Annotated in this window: 16 protein-coding genes and 2 riboswitches; of the genes, 7 read left to right on the forward strand and 9 right to left on the reverse strand. The window is 50.3% G+C overall.

Going from position 1 to position 19168, the window contains the following annotated elements:
• Positions 1-77: 77 nt before the first annotated feature.
• The 3 genes from KW93_RS14315 to mtnK are packed head-to-tail and all read right to left on the reverse strand — an operon-like array spanning position 78 to position 3399.
• The gene (locus KW93_RS14315; RefSeq protein WP_033543720.1) at positions 78-1160 is read right to left on the reverse strand and encodes a sugar ABC transporter substrate-binding protein; all 1083 of its coding nucleotides are present in this window, start codon (positions 1158-1160) and stop codon (positions 78-80) included.
• Entirely contained in the window at positions 1157-2218 is a 1062-nt protein-coding gene (gene mtnA / locus KW93_RS14320; protein ID WP_033543721.1) for an S-methyl-5-thioribose-1-phosphate isomerase, read from the reverse strand. The genes KW93_RS14315 and mtnA overlap by 4 nt, the downstream gene beginning before the upstream one ends.
• A gap of 2 nt (positions 2219-2220) precedes the next feature.
• Complete coding sequence (gene mtnK / locus KW93_RS14325; protein ID WP_033543722.1) at positions 2221-3399, reverse strand: S-methyl-5-thioribose kinase; 1179 nt, start codon at positions 3397-3399, stop codon at positions 2221-2223.
• A gap of 79 nt (positions 3400-3478) precedes the next feature.
• Positions 3479-3633: riboswitch (SAM riboswitch) on the reverse strand.
• A gap of 555 nt (positions 3634-4188) precedes the next feature.
• A riboswitch (SAM riboswitch) is annotated at positions 4189-4298 on the forward strand.
• Positions 4299-4375: 77 nt separating this feature from the next.
• Between mtnK and KW93_RS14330 the strand changes: the two genes are divergently transcribed.
• The 7 genes from KW93_RS14330 to KW93_RS14365 all read left to right on the forward strand — a co-directional run bounded on the left by KW93_RS14330 (position 4376) and on the right by KW93_RS14365 (position 10253).
• Positions 4376-5590, forward strand: a complete 1215-nt coding sequence (locus KW93_RS14330) for a 2,3-diketo-5-methylthiopentyl-1-phosphate enolase (protein ID WP_033543723.1) — start codon at positions 4376-4378, stop codon at positions 5588-5590.
• Positions 5591-5593: 3 nt separating this feature from the next.
• On the forward strand, positions 5594-6259 hold the full coding sequence (locus tag KW93_RS14335; protein WP_033543724.1) for a 2-hydroxy-3-keto-5-methylthiopentenyl-1-phosphate phosphatase: 666 nt from the start codon (positions 5594-5596) through the stop codon (positions 6257-6259).
• The gene (locus KW93_RS14340) at positions 6256-6882 is read left to right on the forward strand and encodes a methylthioribulose 1-phosphate dehydratase (RefSeq protein WP_033543725.1); all 627 of its coding nucleotides are present in this window, start codon (positions 6256-6258) and stop codon (positions 6880-6882) included. Before KW93_RS14335 ends, KW93_RS14340 begins: the two co-directional genes overlap by 4 nt.
• 27 nt (positions 6883-6909) lie before the next feature.
• Entirely contained in the window at positions 6910-7443 is a 534-nt protein-coding gene (locus KW93_RS14345; protein WP_033543726.1) for a 1,2-dihydroxy-3-keto-5-methylthiopentene dioxygenase, read from the forward strand.
• A 325-nt stretch (positions 7444-7768) separates the two neighbouring features.
• Entirely contained in the window at positions 7769-9127 is a 1359-nt protein-coding gene (gene mgtE, locus KW93_RS14355; protein WP_033543728.1) for a magnesium transporter, read from the forward strand.
• An 88-nt stretch (positions 9128-9215) separates the two neighbouring features.
• Positions 9216-9857, forward strand: a complete 642-nt coding sequence (locus KW93_RS14360) for an alpha/beta fold hydrolase (RefSeq protein WP_235318429.1) — start codon at positions 9216-9218, stop codon at positions 9855-9857.
• 15 nt (positions 9858-9872) lie between these two features.
• The gene (locus tag KW93_RS14365) at positions 9873-10253 is read left to right on the forward strand and encodes a VOC family protein (RefSeq protein WP_033543730.1); all 381 of its coding nucleotides are present in this window, start codon (positions 9873-9875) and stop codon (positions 10251-10253) included.
• A 73-nt stretch (positions 10254-10326) separates the two neighbouring features.
• Here KW93_RS14365 and KW93_RS14370 read toward each other — a convergent pair whose 3' ends face one another.
• From KW93_RS14370 to KW93_RS14395, 6 genes are all read right to left on the reverse strand, one after another.
• Positions 10327-11994, reverse strand: coding sequence for a hypothetical protein (locus KW93_RS14370; RefSeq protein ID WP_033543731.1), 1668 nt, complete (start codon positions 11992-11994; stop codon positions 10327-10329).
• A complete protein-coding gene (locus KW93_RS14375; RefSeq protein WP_033543732.1) occupies positions 11987-12787 on the reverse strand; it encodes an ABC transporter ATP-binding protein in 801 nt (266 codons plus the stop codon). The genes KW93_RS14370 and KW93_RS14375 overlap by 8 nt, the downstream gene beginning before the upstream one ends.
• Positions 12788-12968: 181 nt before the next feature.
• Entirely contained in the window at positions 12969-14177 is a 1209-nt protein-coding gene (locus KW93_RS14380; RefSeq protein WP_033543733.1) for a multidrug effflux MFS transporter, read from the reverse strand.
• A gap of 184 nt (positions 14178-14361) precedes the next feature.
• Positions 14362-15096, reverse strand: coding sequence for a sulfite exporter TauE/SafE family protein (locus tag KW93_RS14385; RefSeq protein ID WP_033543734.1), 735 nt, complete (start codon positions 15094-15096; stop codon positions 14362-14364).
• Between the two features lie 119 nt (positions 15097-15215).
• Positions 15216-15830, reverse strand: a complete 615-nt coding sequence (locus KW93_RS14390; protein ID WP_033543735.1) for an NUDIX hydrolase — start codon at positions 15828-15830, stop codon at positions 15216-15218.
• Between the two features lie 79 nt (positions 15831-15909).
• Positions 15910-19050: a DEAD/DEAH box helicase gene (locus KW93_RS14395; RefSeq protein WP_033543736.1), complete on the reverse strand. Its 3141-nt coding sequence runs from the start codon at positions 19048-19050 to the stop codon at positions 15910-15912.
• Positions 19051-19168: the final 118 nt, after the last annotated feature.

Genomic DNA, 19168 nt, shown 5'->3' on the forward strand with positions numbered 1-19168 from the left:
AACTGACCGTAAAAACCCGATTGGATCAACCAACATTCAATGGAGAACAAAAACTCTCCATTGAATGAAGTTTCTCTTTATTGTCCTTCCAGTTCTCGCAAATCATCTGTATAGCCCTGTTCACTCGCGCCCCATCCTTCGATGTGTTCGCTCAATGTTTCAGTCGTCACTGCTTCTTCCGGAAGCTCTGCAGCATCGATGAAGACCGGCTCCAATACGACTTTCTCTTCAGGCTGTTCGCCGTTGATCAATTGATATGCATAGCGTACCTGGATGCGTCCGATATCTGTCGGATCGACCGCTGCTGAAGCTACCCATGGGCTGCCGTCTTTTTGGATCATCTGCAGATCTTCGTCACTCATATCGATGCTGTAGACTTTGATGTCTGTACGCCCTGCCTGCTCGATAGCGCGGACAGCACCTTTCGCGAATTCATCCCAAGCTGCCCAAACAGCTGTGATGTCTCCTTCGTTCGGATATTGCTTCAAAATCGCTTCCATTTGCGCTTGTGTATCAAGTGCCGTGTTTTGAGTGGCAGAACCGAATGCTGCCACTTCATTAATGCCCGGGTTATCGCTCAGGAACTGCTCATATGCCACTTGACGGCGTTCCATCGGCGCAAAACCGGCTGTCCAGATTTTCACGATATTTGCTTCACCGCCGTGGTCGTCAGCCAGTTTCTCTAAAGTCTGTTCCGCCATCAGCTGGTCGCCCTGTTCAAGCGAAACCACGCCTTCCACGTCCACTCCTGCGTCAAACGCAACAACCGGAATGCCTTTTTCGACCGCTTTTTCAACGCCCTGGTTCAATGCTTCTTTCGTTCCGTGGTCAATCAGGATCGCATCTGCTCCCTGGTTGATCGCAGCGTCCAGGTTGGATGCCATTTTCGCAAGGTCGCCTTCTGAATTGAACACAGTAACTTTGCCGCCGAAATTTTCAACCTGCTCTTCGACTCCTGCTATGTATTGCGCCGAAAACGTTCCGAGATTCTGCTGCAGGATCAACGCCACTTCTTTGCCTGCAAGCGGATGTTCCGAAGCTGCTGCCTTCTTATCCGAATCTGTTTCCTTCGTTACTGTTTCGCCTTTCGGCTGGCACGCTGCCAATAAAACACTTAAGACCAGCAATGCCGCGATAATCCATAATGATTGTTTTCTCATGATCGTTCTCCTTTTCCGGAAACTGCGCCAAGCAGGCCGGCTATATTTTTTTCGTAATCGGGTTGGATGATGCCTTTTTCCGTGATGATTGCTGTAATGTACTGTGCCGGCGTCACATCGAATGCCGGGTTGAAAACTTTCGTGTGGTTTGGTGCTATCTGCTGGCCGGAGATATGCGTGATTTCCGCCACCGGACGCTCTTCAATCGGAATCTCTTTGCCGTCCGCTATCAGCAGATCGAATGTAGAAACAGGCGCCGCTACGTAAAACGGAATATTATAAGCGGCCGCCAGAATGGCAAGATTGAGCGTACCGATTTTATTCGCCGTATCGCCGTTTGCCGCAATACGGTCCGCTCCGACGATGATCGCTTCGATATTTTTTGCGCCAATCGTATGCGCCGCCATGCTGTCGGTGATCAGCGTCACATCGACGCCGGATTGCTGCAGCTCCCAAATGGTCAGCCGTGCGCCTTGGAACACTGGCCGCGTTTCGCAGGCAAAGACTTCGAATTCACGGCCGAGTTCCTTGCCGAGGTGAAACGGTGCCAGCGCGGTGCCGTATTTCGCCGTGGCGATGGAACCGGCGTTGCAGATTGTCATAACTTTCGATTTGCCTTCCAGCAATTCAAGCGCATATCCGCCGATTGCGCGGCAAGCTTCTTCATCTTCTTTGTGGATGCGCTTTGCTTCTTCCAGGATTTGCGCTTTCGCCCCTGCAACTGTCCGCACCGATTCGATGGATTCCTGCAGGCGGTTGAGCGCCCACACAAGATTCACCGCTGTCGGACGCGAAGAGGCGAGGTAAAGCGCATCTTTCTTCACGAATTGGAGAAAAGCTTCCACTGTCTCCGCTTCGTGTTTTTGCGCCGCAATCGCGAGTCCGTAAGCTGCCGTAATCCCGATGGCCGGTGCACCCCGGACTTTCAGGGTTACGATGGCGGTGTATACGTCTTTCAGCGTATTAAGTGCAATATACTCCGTTTCGTGCGGAAGTTTCTGCTGATCCAGGATGATCAACTGGCCGTTGAGCCACTGGATGGATAAGGGAATTGCCATTTTTACCGCTCCTCTATTAATGCTGTTACGTCATCTATGGATGTTAATTCGTTGCGTTTTAAAATTAATGTTTCTCCGAACTGCAGAGCCTGTTTCTTCAACTGGATGCGCAGTGTGTCGTCTTCGATGCCGTCCAGATCTTTGACATGCGCCAGTCCGATGGTCCGGCGAATCAGTTCACAGCCCGCAAAGCCGAGTGTGTCGCGGAAGATTTTTTCAAGCACCGCCTGCCGGTAGCCCGGAACCTCCCTGAAATCTTCAATGCCTTTCGATTCCCACAGTTCCGAGAAACGCGTTTCGAATACATTCCATGTATTTTCAATATGGCCCACGATAGTTTTGCGCCCTTCCCCGTTCCGCGTAATGCCCTGTGCAATCAGGTTGGCAATGAACAAACCAACGTCAAAGCCGATCGGACCGTAAAACGCGAATTCCGGATCGATGACTTTTGTTTCATTGTCATCAGCGAAAATGCTGCCGGTGTGGAGGTCGCCGTGGAGCAGCGCTTCTGCTTCCGTTAAAAAACTGCGCTTCAGTTTTGCTGCTTCGAGCTTCAACGCATCATTGTTCCAGATGGCTTCGACGGTCTGCCGGAGCGCCGGTTCGAAGTCATTTGTATCATGATCGAAGAATGGATCCGTGAAAATCAGGTCTTCCGTAATTTTGCAGAGCTCCGGGTTGGAGAATTCCGCCGCCAATCTTTTCTTTTCAAACGGATGCAATGCAAAATCAGATGTATGGAATAAAGTCTCTGCAAGATATTCGCCGATGTGGGTGGATAAGTTCGGGTAGCTTTTCCCATGGATCAGGCCTTCCCGCGCAATCGTCAGATGGGAAAGATCCTCCATGATTGTGTAAGCCAATCTCTCGTCCGTGCCGTAAACTTCCGGCACCAGAGCCGGAACAAATTCCCCGTGTTTCTGAAGTGCCGCCGCTTCGATCGCCGCACGCTTCAATGTCAGCGGCCAGCTTTCACCCACCACTTTTGCGTAAGGGAGCGCCTGTTTGATGATGATGCCTTTGCCGCTGTGTGCGTCGGTTACACGGAACACATAATTCAGGTTGCCATCGCCGATTTCCCGGCATTCCAGTTTGCTTCCTTCCGGCAAAAATTCTGCTGCCAAAGTGATTGCGGCTTCTTCCGTCAAAGCTTCATATGTTGAGATTGCTGTAAGTGTCATTTTTATCTTCCTCTCTTTATTCAATATAAAAACGCCTCTTTCCCGAAAGAAAGAGGCGCAGAATAAAGAGGTTCCATGCCTCTTATCTTTCAGAAATCAAATTTCTGATGGAATTAGCACCGTGCCTTGCGGGATGTTCATCCCGGCGCATAAAGCGCCCCTTCTCACGAAGGTATTACGGTCGGTTGCTGGGCGTCATAGGGCCAATTTCCCTCTGCCTGCTCTTGATAAGAGTACGTAAATTTATATGCGGTTTTGTTTATGATTCGAATCCTATCACGAGTCGGAATTGGCTGTCAACATGGAAATTTGAAATTCCTCGGCAAAAGTGGAGTCTACCGCTTTCGAATTTTTGCGCTCTTATAGAAGGTTTTGCCGGCTGGTGGAGAAAAATTTTTTATCTGTTTCATTTTCGGGAAAAACGGTCGTTGTTTAAGTGAATGTCATTTTACTTCAGGCATATTGGGAAGAAATCAGTGAAATTTTATGAAATGTGCCTTTAGAGAAGGTGTCTGAACTTTCTCGAGGTCATTTAATTCCATATAATGGATATACTATCCATGGTCACTGAAATACTGTCCGGAATCGACCAAATACTATCCGGAAATTGAAAATACTTTCCGGGTGGTCCAATTTACTATCCGGAACCTTTTTCGGCTTGTTTTTAAAGTTTCAGGAGTATCCTGTTTTATTCAAAATAAAGATTATTTCAGACTTCCCTGTTGACAGAATTCTTCGCACGTGGAATAATCAGAATTAATTTGTTGCAACAACCAACCGAATATCCAATTCTTATTTAGAGCAGGTGGAGGGACAAGCCCTACGAAGCCCGGCAACCGGTCCAGCAATGGACACGGTGCTAATTCTTGCAGCCAGAAACAATGGCTGAGAAATAAGAAGTCGTTAACGTCCTTAACCTCTTCTTATTTGAAGAGGTTTTTTATTTTTCATGAAAAGAAATTAAGGAGTGTCACATATGAGCAGACTGACAGCGAGCTATCAGGTATACGGCAAAGCGGGGTCTTTCGAAAAGAAGGCGGAAGGCATCGCACTTGGACTCACGATCGGTTCGTGGACCGACTTGCCGCTTCTCGAGCAGGAGCAATTGAAAAAACATAAAGGCCATGTAGTATCGGTCGAGGAATTTCCGGAAGCCACTCACCCGCTCCAACCAGGACTGATTAAAGCGCATATCAACGTTTCTTATCCGAGCGCGAATTTTTCATCGGATCTGCCAGCTATTCTCACAACGGTATTTGGAAAGCTGTCGCTCGACGGCGAAGTGAGGCTAATGGACCTGGGCTTTGAAGAAGGCCTGCTCCAACAATTCCCGGGACCGCGTTTCGGCATCGACGGCATCCGCGGATTGCTCGACGTCCATGGCCGCCCGCTCGTCATGAGCATCTTCAAAGGCGTCATTGGCCGAGACATCGATTACTTAACGGTACAGCTCAGAGAGCAGGCTCTCGGCGGCGTTGACCTCGTCAAAGACGACGAAATCCTGTTCGACAATCCGCTGACACCATTTGAACAGCGCATCACCGCTGCCCAACAGGTACTGCATGAAGTCCATAGCGAAACCGGCCACCGCACACTTTACGCGGTGAACCTGTCGGGCCGTACATCGCAGCTGCGCGATAAGGCAAGGCGCGCCCGTGAACTCGGCGCCGATGCATTGCTGTTCAATGTCCATGCCTACGGACTTGATGTGCTGCAGGAACTTGCGGAAGACGATGAAATCGCTCTGCCGCTCATGGCGCATCCGGCATTCAGCGGCGCGTTCACTTCTTCGCCGTTCTACGGCGTAGCGGCACCGCTCGCACTCGGCAAGCTGACACGCTATGCCGGCGCTGACTTCTCGCTGTTTCCCTCTCCTTACGGCAGTGTTGCCATGGAGAAAAACGCAGCGCTTGGGCTTGCGGAACAGTTAACGAATGAAAGCCTATTGAAACGGGCATTCCCGGTACCTTCCGCCGGCATTCATCCGGGGCTCGTCCCACTGCTCATCAACGACTTCGGCACCGACAGCATCATCAATGCAGGCGGCGGCGTCCATGGGCATCCGAGTGGCGCAGCCGGCGGCGGTAAAGCATTCCGCCAGGCGGTCGATGCCGTCCTGAAGCAACAAACCCTGGAAAATGCCAGCGAACAGCATCCGGAACTAAAAATAGCATTGGAATTATGGGGGTAAATCATGACTCAAGCAATCATCTTCTGTGATTTTGATGGCACAATCACGACAAACGATAATTTAATCGCCATCATGAAGCATTTCGATCCACCGGGCTGGGAACCGATCAAAGACGAGATTCTCGCTCAAACCATCTCCATACGTGAAGGTGTAACGCAGATGTTTTCTTTATTGCCATCGTCGAAAAAGGAAGAAGTGATCGCCTATGTGCTCGAGCAGGCGGAAATCCGGGAAGGCTTTGCGGATTTCGTGGCCTATACGAGACAGCACAACATTCCGCTCTATATCGTCAGTGGCGGCATCGACTTTTTCGTTTATCCGCTGCTCGAACCGTTCGGGCCGTTCGCCGGCATTTATTGCAACACAGCGGATTTCTCAGGAAACACCATCCGCATCGATTTCCCGCATGGCTGCGACGATGAATGCGCGAGCCAGGGCTGCGGCTGCTGCAAGACGTCGATCATCCGTAAGCTGCTCGCTGAAGGCGGCACGAGCATCGTCATCGGAGATTCGATCACCGATCTGCAGGCGGCAAAATATGCCGATCTGGTCATCGCCCGCGATTTCCTCATCGAGAAATGCGAAGAACTGAACATCCCTTATGAGGCGTTCGAAAATTTCGGCGACGTAACAGAAATCATCGATGCGAAATTGGGTGTCCGCTCATGACTGAACAGACACTCAACACTTTAGAAGAAAAATGGAACGAACTGGCCGACGTCAAAGATGTGCTCGCTGCGCGCGACTGGTTCATGGGCACGAGCGGCAATCTCGCCATCAAACTGAGCGATGTACCGCTCCAGTTCCTGGTCACAGCAAGCGGCAAGGATAAATACAAACGAACCGATGAGGATTTTCTCCTCGTCGACGCAAACGGCGCACCGGTCGAAGCGACGCACCTCAAGCCTTCCGCCGAAACGCTTCTGCACAGCGTCATCTACAATCAAACGAATGCCGGCTGCAGTCTCCACGTCCACACCGTCGCCAATAACGTCCTATCTGAAGTTTACGGACGCGACGGGAAAATCGATTTTAAAGGCCAAGAACTCATTAAGGCTTTCGGCCTGTGGGACGAAGATGCAGTGCTGTCCATCCCGATCATCGCCAACCACGCCGATATCCCGCGGCTTGCGGAAGATTTCGCTGAACACGTGACGGCCGATAAAGGCGCCGTGCTGATCCGCAACCACGGCATCACCGTCTGGGGCAAGGATGCATTTGAAGCGAAGAAGCTGCTGGAGGCGAGCGAGTTTTTATTTCAGTATCAGCTCGCTCTGCTCCAACTCAAATAAAACCCAAATCAGAGAGGAAGATTATACATGGCAATCATCAAAATTCAAGGTACAGACGAAAAGATCGAGGCACAAAACGAAGTCGCTGCATTCTTGGAACAGCAGGAAGTAGTTTACGAGCACTGGGATATCAATAAACTGCCGGAACCGCTTCGCGAAAAATTCGATTTGAGCGATGATGAAAAAGAACAGATCCTGCAGGCATTCAAAGAGGAAATTGACGACATCTCGGAGCGCCGCGGCTATCAGGCGGCAGATATCATTTCCCTGTCCGATTCGAACCCGAAACTGGATGAATTATTGAAGAACTTCCAGCGCAAGCATATCCATACAGACGACGAAGTCCGCTATATCGTCAGCGGCCACGGCGTTTTCATCATCCAGGGCAAGGACGAGCGCTTTTTCGAAGTCCACCTGACGCCTGGCGACTTGATTTCGGTGCCGGAAAACATCACGCATTACTTCACTCTCTCCGATGACCGCAAAGTAGTCGCAGTACGCATCTTCGTTACGACTGAAGGATGGGTGCCGGTTTACCAGGAAGAAAGCGTGCAAAGCTGATAATATATATACCGACATAAAATAAAATCCTGGAGAAGAGGCACCGGATGCTTCTGCTTCAGGATTTTCTGCGTATTGCAAACAAACCCTTTCATATTGCAAACAAAGCTCTCTATACCGCAAACAACTTCGTTTATATCGTAAATAAACCCTCCTATATTGCAAACAACCTCCTTTATAATGCAAACAACGTCTCCGCACGTCTTTTATTTTCAGGAACGCACTTTTCAAAACCGCCGTTTAAGGGAATACTGTAGGATAGTGAAGACGCCGTTTCTGCTTCCCGCAACGGCTGACGTCCGATTGACTTCAAGGAGAGATTCCCATGACATTAATGATGACAGAAAACGAAATTACGCTGGCCATTATCCAGGCCATGAAAGAAGGGCGTATCCATGAGTTCCAGGAAATCCTGGATGAATTGCAGCCGTATGACATGGCGCAGCATTACCTCCGCATACCGGCCAAACACCGCACGAAATTTCTTCTCTACTTAACCACCGAACAATTGACCGAAGTGATGGATGAGCTGGACAGCGACGAACAGCTCGAAATCCTCCAGAAACTCGGTGTCGAAAAATCCAGAAAAGTGCTGGACCGGATGGACAACGATGATCTTGCTTCTTTGCTTGCAGACATCGAGCCGCACCGGGCCGATGAATTGCTGGCAAATATGAATGTCGATGAGTCGACGATTGTCCAGAATCTGATGAATTACCCGCCGGAAACGGCCGGCCGCATCATGAACAACCGTTACGTCTGGATTCCCGGCCATTACACGATCCGTGAAGCGATCGACAAGATCAAGGCGTTCATTGACCTGGCTGAATACCTCAACTACCTGTATGTCGTCGATGAGGAAAAACGCCTGGAAGGGGTTGTGTCTTATAAAGACCTGCTGCTGGGTGAGCTGGACGAAGAAATCCGCAACGTCATGTACACCCGGGTCGTCAAGGCGGATGTGCTGACCGACCAGGAAGAAGTCGCCAACCTCATCAGCCGCTACGACTTTGTATCCCTGCCGATTGTCGAAGGCGATAACCGCCTCGTCGGCGTCGTAACGGTTGATGACGTGATTGACGTCGTTATGCAGGAGGCGAACGAAGACATCGAAAAATTATCCGCTTCCGGTAAATCGATTGATTTCAAAACGAAGCCGCTTATTGCCGCATACCGGCGCCTGCCGTGGCTCATCCTGTTATTGTTTATCGGCCTCTTTTCCGGCGGCATCATCAGCAGCTTTGAAGCGACGCTGGAAACGGTCGTCGCCCTGACATTCTTCATGCCGATGATCGCGGGCATGACCGGGAATACCGGCACACAGTCATTGGCGGTTGTAGTGCGGGGGCTCGTGTCCCAGAAGCTCGACTTCCGGCAAAGTTTGAAACTGATCCTCCGTGAAATGTGGGTTGGGATCATCATCGGCGTCATCTGTGCCGTGCTGATTACCGGCATCGCCTACTTATGGCAGGGCAGCCTCGTCCTCGGTTTTGTTGTCGGCAGCTCGCTTTTGCTGACGCTCATTATCGGGACACTGGCAGGCACCATCATTCCACTGATTTTATTCAAGTTAAACATTGACCCGGCCATCGCATCCGGTCCGCTGATCACGACAATCAATGATATTTTGTCCCTGCTGATTTATTTCGGCATCGCGACGGTTTTCATTTCGCAGTTGATGTGAAGAGTGACCGGCAATACTTCCTTTATCTTAATACCCCGTTCCCTTTTTCCGAATTTTCGCTATACTGGAAATAACAGGAGGGATTCTGATGAAGTTGCAAAGAGCTTCTATAGAAGGATACAAAAGACATACTGTCGATTATTTGCTGATCCGGCAGGAAGAGACGAGTTCGCGGCTCGCCGTTGTGCTGCCGGGTGCCGGTTATACAGCACAGGCGCCGCTGCTCCATTTCGCAACAGATATTTATTTGCAGAAGGGTTATGACGTGCTGAATGTAAATTATCGTTATAACGATTCGTTTTATGATGACTTCACTATGGAAGAATTGAGCGACGCCATCCGTTTTGATGTGGGCGCCGTCATTGACGCGGTGACTGTGGATGCTTCCTATGAAAAGTTTTGCTTGATCGGCAAATCACTTGGCACCATTGCAATGGCTTCCGAACTGAAGCGCCCGATGTACCAGGGAGCGAAAGCCGTCTGGCTGACGCCGCTCATTAAGCGGCCGGATGTTTTTGAAGCGATGCATACATTTCCACACCAGGCTCTTGGATTTATTGGTGATAAAGATCCGATTTACGATGCGGGGCTTTACAATCAATTGGAAGCGAATCCGCAATTGGATTTGCGGCTGGTGCCGGGCACGGATCACAGCCTGGAATTGCCCGGAAAGCCGATTGCTTCGATCGAGATTTTGAAAGAGATTATGGCGGAAATCGAGAAATTTTAGAGAAGAGGCTGACGAATGACAAGTGCATCCATCCAAAAAATTAACCAGATTGGCGTGCCCGCAAAAGAGCTGGGGCGTGCCATCGAATTTTATGAAATAAAACTGAATCTGCCCTTATTGTTTCAGACCGATACCATGGCATTCTACGACTGCGGCGGTCTGCGACTGATGCTGAGCCTGCCTGAAAAGGAGCAGTTTGCTCATGCCAGTTCGGTCCTTTATTTTGAAGTGGCAGATATCGATCAGGCTTATGCAGAATTTGTGGAGCGCGGCGTCCAGTTTGTCGGACCTCCCCATTGTGTGGTGAAAAATGGCGCAGCTGAAACCTGGATGGCATTCTTTGAAGATACGGAAGGCAACACGCACGCCCTTACGAGTGACAGAATCGTTTCATAGTATGCAAAAAGTCCGGACAGCAAAAGCGCCCGGACTTTTTTGTATCGGAAGAACAGGGTGAAGTCTGTCCTGCTCACATCCCCGCTTCCGTCTTCGAAGCCGGTTTACCGTCTTCAACTTCCGCATTCTCCGGAAATGTCTTCCGCCAAACTACGAAAATCGCCACAACCAACAGCACCAGATAAACATAGATGCCGTAGTCGAATGATCGGGCGAGGAAATGGACGAGGACGAACGCGCCGATGATCAAGGTCAGCGACAGGTTTCGGGCAGTGCCCTGGTCCTGGGAAAATTCAAATGAGCGTGTAAACGGGAATTCCACATCTTTCATCACCCGGTAGGTGATGAGCGATTGCAGGATGGCACCGGCCAGCACGGCGGCAAGGTCCGGCAGGATGCGGGCGGAAAAGATGCCGACGTACACGATGCTGAGGACAAGAAAGATCGGCAGATAGAGCTTGCTGAGAAAAACTTTGAGCGCCGCACTGTAGGCCGCGGTTTCCCGGGCAATCGGCGCAGCTTTGAAAATCCAGCCGCCTTTATAACTGCCCGCGAATTGAAGCATGAAAATCGTACCGGGAATCAAAATATTGCAGAAATAAATGAACAGATACATATTGCCTTCTGAAATATCCGCCAGACTGCGTATACGCAATTCATTGAAAATGAACAGGATCGGAAAAACCAGCGCCAGTCCCACGTTCGGAAACACTTTCAGCTTGAATTCCCTCTCCTTTTTCAGCATCAGCGCTGAAAAGCGGAAGAAGACGCGTTCTTCTTTCGTCCGGCATAATAGTTTCGCCCATAAGCCATCCAGCAGACTGCGGCTTGGCTTTCGGGCTTTCGTGTCGCTCAGCAATTTTTCCAGGTTGCGCTCAAATGAAGGCATCAGCCGGCTGTAGATAAGGATTGCCAGAATCGGCATCAGAACCGCAAGCCCGGTAAAGGCAATCATATACCATGCTGTATTGCCGTTCAGAATCATTTCAAACGGCGCCCCGTACCAAATTGGCGGGATCAGGAAATGCCACGGGCTGAATACATATTCTATGTTGAAATTCGCAATATCGAAGGCTTGTATCAACACCTGGTAACCGATTACGAGACCCAGTGACAGCACAATCTGTACGTAGTTGATAATGTCCTTCAGACGCTCCCCGTCAAAATAGCGGAGTACAAAAAGGTACAGAAGCGAAGTGAATACCACCACCAGCAGCATCGTCAATACAATTTCCACCAGGAAGATCAATGAAAATACGATGCCGTGGCGGAATATCCCCACTATAAACGGGAGCGCCACAAAAGCACCCGCAATAAAGCTCATATAAATGAGGATGTGAATCGTCTTCGCCGCCGTTATCGTCTTTTTATCAACCGGCTTCGTCTGCAGCACGTTTTTATCGCGGACATCCAGCAGCACGGATGAAAAATCCGAAATCATCGACGTCATCAGGATGAACAAAATAATGCCGAATTGAACGCTCATCCCAAAAATATAATTGTCGCCCAGGAACAGGAACGGCAGCAGGAGCAGGCTGTACAATCCGTATATCCACAGCGATTTCAGGAATTGATTGCCTTCTTTTTTCTTACCCATTTCATTGAATACAGTCGGCACACGCCGTTCGTCCATCGTCAGTTTGATGCGCAGAATCAGCATCATGATTTCGTAATCGACGCCAAACTTTTTAAAAAGCCCTTTGAACAAAGCAATGAATTTGAGTGATTGAAACTCACGCATCGTCCATGTCTCCCCGCACCACCGACACGAATTGCGCAGCTTTTTTGCGGTGTTCGGTAAAGCCGGTCAACTGGTTAAAGATGCCGGACAATGAACCTTCGGCGCTCAGTTCCTGCAGTTCCTCGAAGCTGCCATCCGCGACAACTTTGCCGTCCACCAGCAGGACGATGCGGTTGCTGATTTTCTCCACGAGGTCCATGATATGGGACGAATAAAAAATGGTCTTGCCTTCCGCCGCAAGCTGCGACAGGATTTCCTGGATGACCATCATGCTGTTGGCATCCAGCCCGCTCAGCGGCTCGTCCCAGAACAAAAGATCCGGATCATGGAGCAGGCTCGAAATGATCAGCACTTTTTGTTTCATTCCTTTTGAAAAAGACGAAAGACGGGAATGCCGGACGTCGATCAGATCGAATTGCTGCAGCAGCCGTTCTGCCTTTTCCTGGGCAAATTTCTGGCTGAGCCCGTAGAGTTCTCCTGTGAAAATGAGGTATTCCATGGCACTCAGGTTATCGTATGCTTCCGCGTTTTCCGGCACATAGCCGATACGGCGTTTATAGGAAGCATCCCCCTTCGAAATATCCTGTCCGAAGATAACGACTTTTCCTTCAAAATCATCGATGAGGCCAAGCATAATCTTTACCGTTGTACTTTTTCCGGCACCGTTCGGACCGATATAGCCGATGATCTGTCCTTTTGATACTTCCAGGTTGATGCCGTTCAATACGTTTTTACCGCCATAGCTCATCGTCAAATCCTGGATGGATAGAATGGTATCCTGTGACAAATGCATATAAACACCTCATTAGTTCTGTAATGCACTTATTTTAACATCTATCTGGTTGATTTTGGGAGTTGATTTTGAATTAATGAAAGTCTAACTTAATCGATTACTCAACAATAAAAATAAGGCTGCCGAATAAAATTCGACTGCCTTATTTGTTCCAGCAATAGTTATAACAGATGAATTTAAGTTAATTCACAGCCTCTTTAGTATCCAATCGCTTCACAAGAAACAAGTATGCCAATAATGCAAGAAGGCACATAGTGAAAATGATCAGACCCAATGGCACAGCAGTTTCTTCTCCGGCAACACCGACCAGCGGTGCTGCCACTGCGCCGAGGATAAATGGCAGGAGTCCAAGCAACGCAGATGCGCTGCCCGCGACCCGGCTTTGTTCTTCCATCGCCAAAGTGAAGGCAGCGGTGCCGACCACGCCAATCGCGGTGACAAAGAAGAAGATGGGAATCACGACGGCCCACAGCGGGCCATCGATAAGGACCACGGCAAGCAGCACGGCGCCTGCTGCTGTTGCTGCATAAAGCGCCACTTCAAGGAATTTTTTCTCCGACCAGACATAGCTGTAGCGACCGACGGCATAACTGCCGAAAATCAGACCAATGCCGTTCATGCCGAAAAGGATGCTGAAGACCTGGGGCGAAACGCCGTAAATATTCTGATAGATGAACGGGGTGCCTGCCACATAGGCAAAGACGCCGCCGATCAACAACCCCTGCGCCAGCGCGTAACCGGTGAATTTCCGATTTTTGATGATGGTGCTGAAATTGCTGAAGGTTTCTGCCAGATTGCCCGGCACTCTTCTTTCAGGAGGCAGTGTCTCTTCCAGACGCAATGCACTGATCATGAGGAGAACAAGGCCCACTAAGGTGAGAAACAGGAAGATCCCTTTCCAGTCGGCAAACAGCAGCACCGTGCTTCCAACTGAAGGCGCGAGCAGCGGCACCAGGTTATTGACTACCATCAGCAAGGCAAACAGCCGTGTCAGTTCTGCCCCGCTGCTGACATCCCGGACTATTGCCCGGGAAATAACGAGTCCGGCCGAAGCCGCAAAGCCCTGCACAAAGCGCAATGCAATGAATATGTAAATGTTCGGTGCAAAGATGCAGGCGATCGAAGCAATGGCATAAGCGACCAGAAAAATGATCAGCGGCTTTTTGCGTCCAAGCGAATCGCTGAGGGGCCCCGTCACCAGCTGGCCAAAGGCGAGTCCGAGCAAACAGGCAGTTAAACTGAGCTGCACGGCTGAAGCATTTGTGTGGTAGACCTCCGCCAGAGTAGGAAACGCTGGAAGATACATATCAATGGTGAAAGGAATCAGGGCTGTAAGAGCACCTAGAAGTATAACGAAACGTGATCGTTTCATTCCGGCCAGATTTTTCATTTGTTTGTAACCTTCTTTCGAGACTGTATTGATCGTTTCTTATTCATTTCTTGCTGAAAATAAAATGACCGTTTTTCAGCCTACCATGAACCCGTATAATTTTCCCTATATTTAACTTCATAAATCAACATTTTTATTTTTCACTGAATAAAAGAGAAAACCTTTGCAGTATGCACAGGCTTTCTCAAAATACCCGGGTAATGAGGATTTGGGCAATCAGTAATACCGTCACCACCCGCAGCAGCGGTTTTACAAATTGCGGATTCAATTTTTCTGCAATCCTTACGCCTGCCTGTGCGCCGGTGACCGACCCGAGCATGAGCGCCAGCGTCAACGGCCAGATGATGTGCCCCGCCAATATGTAAGTAACGGCGGCTCCGAGGCAGCTGGAAAACGTGGCAAGACGCACGAATCCCACTGCCCGGACATAGGCGATATCCAGATAACTGAACAGGAACAGCATCAGCGTGCCCTGCCCCGGGCCAAACAGGCCGTCGTATATACCGATGCCGAACAAGCCGCCCGCACTTTTCGGCGTGGCTTTCAATCGGCTCTCGCCGGTAAACCCTTTCTTTCCGATAAACGAAATGAAAAACGCCGCAATCAGCAGCCCACTCACGACAATGTACATCTGATCTTCAGGAATTGACGAGGCAATGGATCCGCCCGCAATACCGCCCAGCAGACTGACCGGCACGATCCAAACCGACTCTTTGAGCGAAATTTTCTTCTTGCGGATCAAGTAATAGAAACTGGAAAATGAACTGACCGTGTTCGAGACTTTATTGGCACCGATGGCGGAATGGACCGGCATCCCGAGCAGCAGCATTGCCGGCAGGCTGATCAATCCGCCGCCTCCGGCTAGCGTCCCCAAAGTTGTTGCAAACAGACCAATGAAAAACATCAGAATGAAATCCATCGCATTCACCTCTTTCATCCTTACTATAATCCTCATTGGCACTTAATTAAATTCAATAGTTATTATAAAAATGGATAAGTTAAACTTATGTCTGGATTTCAAAACATAAAAAAGACCATTCAGCGAATGATCTCCATAAAATGCGTGAGTATTTTAGCGGTGAGGCCCCAGATCACTTTACCTTCATACGTATAGAAAAGTTCGTCGACCTGGCGGGTTCGCCAATTATAATTTTCCCCTCCCGCTATGAGGTCATAGGGAAAGCTTTCTTCCGGCTGTATATCAAAATTGATGCGGTACACTTTCGGTTCGTTTTCGAGGAAAAAGGACAGCGGCACGGTGAAAATGCTGTCGACTTCCGGCGGATTCGGACTGAATTCGGCGTCTGCATCGATGATTCCTGCGAAACTGTAGACGATCATGCCAAACGGCGAAACGATGTAATCGAGCGGAAAAACATCGGAAATCTGCTCGTGTCTGATTCCGAGTTCTTCCGTCGTTTCCCGGATCGCCGCCTCTTCTTCCGATTCGTCCTGTTTGTCGATTCTTCCGCCCGGAAAACAAATGTCGCCCGGCTGATTTCTGAGGAGATGGGAACGGACTTCGAAGAGGATATGGATTTCGCCGTCCTTCTCGATCAACGGCAGCAAAATCGCAAATTTCGAAAATACCCTATTGTCCATTACCTCCGGAACACGGTCTTTCACTCTTGCCACAAGACTTTTCGGATCCATATCATCACCCCCGTTCTCTTTCCCTCTATTCTAACAAACCATCCGCCTAAAAGCTTTTTTGGCAATAAAATCTGTGAGATCAAATCATCAGCAATTCCCTGATATCATCTTCCGTCATGGCCGCCAGCGGCTCCTGGCCGGATTGGATCACTTCATCGATGAGATCCAATTTTTTCGCCTGCAGTTCGGTGATTTTTTCTTCAATGGTGCCTTTGGCGACCATACGGATCACCTGCACCGTATGCTGCTGGCCCATGCGGTGCGCACGGCTTGCAGCCTGCTGTTCAACCGCCGGATTCCACCACAGATCATAAAGGATGACGGTATCGGCTCCCGTCAGGTTCAATCCTGTGCCGCCCGCTTTTAATGAAATAAGGAACAGATCGCCTTCGCCTTCGTTGAAGCGGCTGCACATTTCGACACGGTCCTGCGGCGGCGTCTGACCGTCGAGATAGAAATATGGACGGCCTTCGCGCGTCAGCCGGTTGCCGATCAATTGCAGCATCCCAGTAAACTGGGAAAACACCAGCACACGCCGCCCCGCCATCCGGCTGCTTTCGACGATTTCCATCAATTGATCGAATTTCGCCGATCCGCCCTGATAGTCATCGACAAATAAGGAAGGATGGCAGCATAATTGGCGCAGACGGGTCAAACCGGCCAAAATCTTGATGCGGTTTTTCTGCAGGCTGTCTTTATTAAGATGCTTCAGCGCTTCCTGTTTGAGTTCCGCGAGATACGCCGCGTAGTATTTTTTCTGTGCCGGATACAGCTCGGAAAATTGCAGCGTTTCGACTTTGTCCGGCAATTCCTTCAGCACGTCCTGTTTGACGCGCCGCAGAATGAACGGGCGGACGCGCTTGGCAATGCTCGTCCTGCGCATTTCGGCAAAGCGCATGCGGTTCGGCAGCAGTTCCGGAAACACGACATGGAAAATCGACCACAGTTCATCGAGTGAATTTTCGATCGGCGTACCGGTCAGCGCGAAACGGTGATCCGCTTCGATGCCTTTTACTGCTTTCGCTGTCTGCGTCACCGGATTCTTGAATGCCTGCGCTTCGTCCAGAAACAGCGTATGGAACGTCTTCCCTTTATACAACGCGCCGTCCATGCGCAGCGACGGATAGGAAGTGATGATGACATCGGCTTCCACACTGTCGGCAAGCCGCTTCGTTCGCTTCGCTTTATTGCCGTCGATAATCATTGCGTGAATGTCCGGTGTGAACTTCTCGAATTCACTGAGCCAGTTATAGGTCAGCGACGAGGGCGCCACGATCAGCGCCGGAGTTTTTCGCCGGCGGATCTCAGGAAGCTCCGACTGGATGAACGCGATGCTCTGCAAAGTTTTGCCAAGACCCATGTCATCCGCCAGAATACCGCCGAAACGGTATTTCGCCAGCGCTTTCAGCCAGTTATATCCGGCTTTCTGGTAATCGCGCAGCACGCCTTCGAGCTCTGCCGGAATCTCAAAACCGACTTCTTCAGGGTTGCTGAGGTTCTGCAGGAGCTTCGCAAAACCCGCACCGGGATCGAGCAGATCGCCGTCTTCGAGCGACGCCACCAGCTGCAGCCCCTGGATGAGCGGCAGACGGATTTCGTCACCGAACCACGCTTCTTCATTGCCAAGTTCCAGCATCAGCTCGTTCAGCGCAATAAATTCCTCCGTCTCCAAAGACAATAACGTACCGTTAGGGATGCGGTAATACTTGCGCTTTTCCTTCAGCGCCGCCAATAACAGCCGGATTTCCGCTTCCGGAATTTCACCCGGCTCCAGCTTGAACGCCAGCCAGTCTGTGCGCTCCTTCAATTCCACTTTCACTTTCGGGCCGGTGTAATTTTTCTGCACACGCATTTTTACAGCGGTCGTCGCGTAGACCTGCAGCAATTGTTCCAGCTCCGGAATCGCGTGCATCAGAAAATCGTATTCGGCTTCTTCGTCCTGCATATAGAAGCCGCCGTCCGTCTGCGTGAACAGACTGTTGTTCATGATTTCCATGATCTTCTCTTCTTTGGCGCGCTGACGGCGGACGCCCGGGTAATGGCGGATTTCATCTTCCCGTTCTTCGCTGGGATTGATGATCAATTGGCCATAATGAAATTCCACGCCCGCGAGCAGCCGGTTGCGGATCCGGTCCAGAAACAGTTTCGCCTCCAGCGGCGATTCTTCCAGCCGCCCGGTCACTGCGGCCGCCAGATGGACTTCTCCGATGCGTTCGAGCCCGGGAATGACGCTTTCCAGGAAATAAGCGACCTGCGCTGCCGGTATTTCGAATTCTGCTGATCCTTCCATCAACACTTTCAATTCTTCCAGCCGGCGGCAATCATCGGGCGGCAGCTTCACTAATGCACCGCCACTCAGCACGATGCCGTATGGTTTCATGACCGTGATGTGATCGAGCCCTTCCGCTTTTAAAACATAACCGGCAAAAACCGTTTCATCAAAACGGAATACCAGCGGCAATTCCTCTTCAAAACGCAATCCTCTATGTACCCTGCCTTTATGTGCGATATTGACTGACGGAATTTCCGCCAGCAGCTGCAGGAGCCGATCCCAGGCGGAAGCAGCAACGATGACGCGGCTGCGTCCCGTCTCTCTGCCGTTTATTTTCATCAATTCATGAAGCACTGCATCCGTCTCAGGGGTAAAACTGAATGCGTCGCGTGAATACTGTAGTTCTGAAGAAATCCGGTAGTCCACGCCATGCTCCACTGCCTGTAAAAAAGCACCGGCATCCCGTATCGGCACCTTTCCGTCCATTCCGGCACTCAAACGCACAGCGAAAACGCGCTGGCCATCTTCCGCTTCGACGGAATGCAGCAAAAAGCTCATTTCAAGCACTGGCCGATCATCAAAATGGAGCTGTTTCCGGCTCGGCCGCATTTTATTGTCGCCAAATAAAGCCATCAGCTTTTGCGCTTTTTGCAGTTCCTGCTGCTGCAGATCATTTATTGCCAAAAGGGTTGCTGCAATATGCTGGCAGTAGGTGCTGACAAAGCCGACAGGCGGACAGCTGCAGGAAGCCTGGATGCCGCCATCCATTTCTTCCATGACCGCCACTTCGAACAGACCCGCTCCGTGCACTTCGGCCCGGATGACGGACGCATGCTCACCGACCGGCTGCAGTCTGACTTTGCCCGCGTCGAAATAAGCCTTGCCTTTTCTGTAGGCGGCCATGCCGCATAATTTTTTTATCCGAAAATCGTTCAATGCCAGTTTCATCTAATGACCCTTTCCCGCACATGCTCGCTTTACTCTCCATTATCGCCAATAAAACCTGTGGAAACAACCAAACCGGAGACCTATTTAAGAAAAGCGGAAGCGCCTGTTAAGCTCTGAC

Source organism: Planococcus sp. CAU13, assembly GCF_000775575.1.
Classification (GTDB): Bacteria; Bacillota; Bacilli; order Bacillales_A; family Planococcaceae; genus Planococcus.

What these genes read in the sequence shown, in the direction of transcription:
- KW93_RS14315 (WP_033543720.1), bottom strand. Translation starts at nt 1,160, where the DNA reads ATGAGAAAACAATCATTATGGATTATCGCGGCATTGCTGGTCTTAAGT.
- mtnA (WP_033543721.1), bottom strand. Translation starts at nt 2,218, where the DNA reads ATGGCAATTCCCTTATCCATCCAGTGGCTCAACGGCCAGTTGATCATC.
- mtnK (WP_033543722.1), bottom strand. Translation starts at nt 3,399, where the DNA reads ATGACACTTACAGCAATCTCAACATATGAAGCTTTGACGGAAGAAGCC.
- KW93_RS14330 (WP_033543723.1), top strand. Translation starts at nt 4,376, where the DNA reads ATGAGCAGACTGACAGCGAGCTATCAGGTATACGGCAAAGCGGGGTCT.
- KW93_RS14335 (WP_033543724.1), top strand. Translation starts at nt 5,594, where the DNA reads ATGACTCAAGCAATCATCTTCTGTGATTTTGATGGCACAATCACGACA.
- KW93_RS14340 (WP_033543725.1), top strand. Translation starts at nt 6,256, where the DNA reads ATGACTGAACAGACACTCAACACTTTAGAAGAAAAATGGAACGAACTG.
- KW93_RS14345 (WP_033543726.1), top strand. Translation starts at nt 6,910, where the DNA reads ATGGCAATCATCAAAATTCAAGGTACAGACGAAAAGATCGAGGCACAA.
- mgtE (WP_033543728.1), top strand. Translation starts at nt 7,769, where the DNA reads ATGACATTAATGATGACAGAAAACGAAATTACGCTGGCCATTATCCAG.
- KW93_RS14360 (WP_235318429.1), top strand. Translation starts at nt 9,216, where the DNA reads ATGAAGTTGCAAAGAGCTTCTATAGAAGGATACAAAAGACATACTGTC.
- KW93_RS14365 (WP_033543730.1), top strand. Translation starts at nt 9,873, where the DNA reads ATGACAAGTGCATCCATCCAAAAAATTAACCAGATTGGCGTGCCCGCA.
- KW93_RS14370 (WP_033543731.1), bottom strand. Translation starts at nt 11,994, where the DNA reads ATGCGTGAGTTTCAATCACTCAAATTCATTGCTTTGTTCAAAGGGCTT.
- KW93_RS14375 (WP_033543732.1), bottom strand. Translation starts at nt 12,787, where the DNA reads ATGCATTTGTCACAGGATACCATTCTATCCATCCAGGATTTGACGATG.
- KW93_RS14380 (WP_033543733.1), bottom strand. Translation starts at nt 14,177, where the DNA reads ATGAAAAATCTGGCCGGAATGAAACGATCACGTTTCGTTATACTTCTA.
- KW93_RS14385 (WP_033543734.1), bottom strand. Translation starts at nt 15,096, where the DNA reads ATGGATTTCATTCTGATGTTTTTCATTGGTCTGTTTGCAACAACTTTG.
- KW93_RS14390 (WP_033543735.1), bottom strand. Translation starts at nt 15,830, where the DNA reads ATGGATCCGAAAAGTCTTGTGGCAAGAGTGAAAGACCGTGTTCCGGAG.
- KW93_RS14395 (WP_033543736.1), bottom strand. Translation starts at nt 19,050, where the DNA reads ATGAAACTGGCATTGAACGATTTTCGGATAAAAAAATTATGCGGCATG.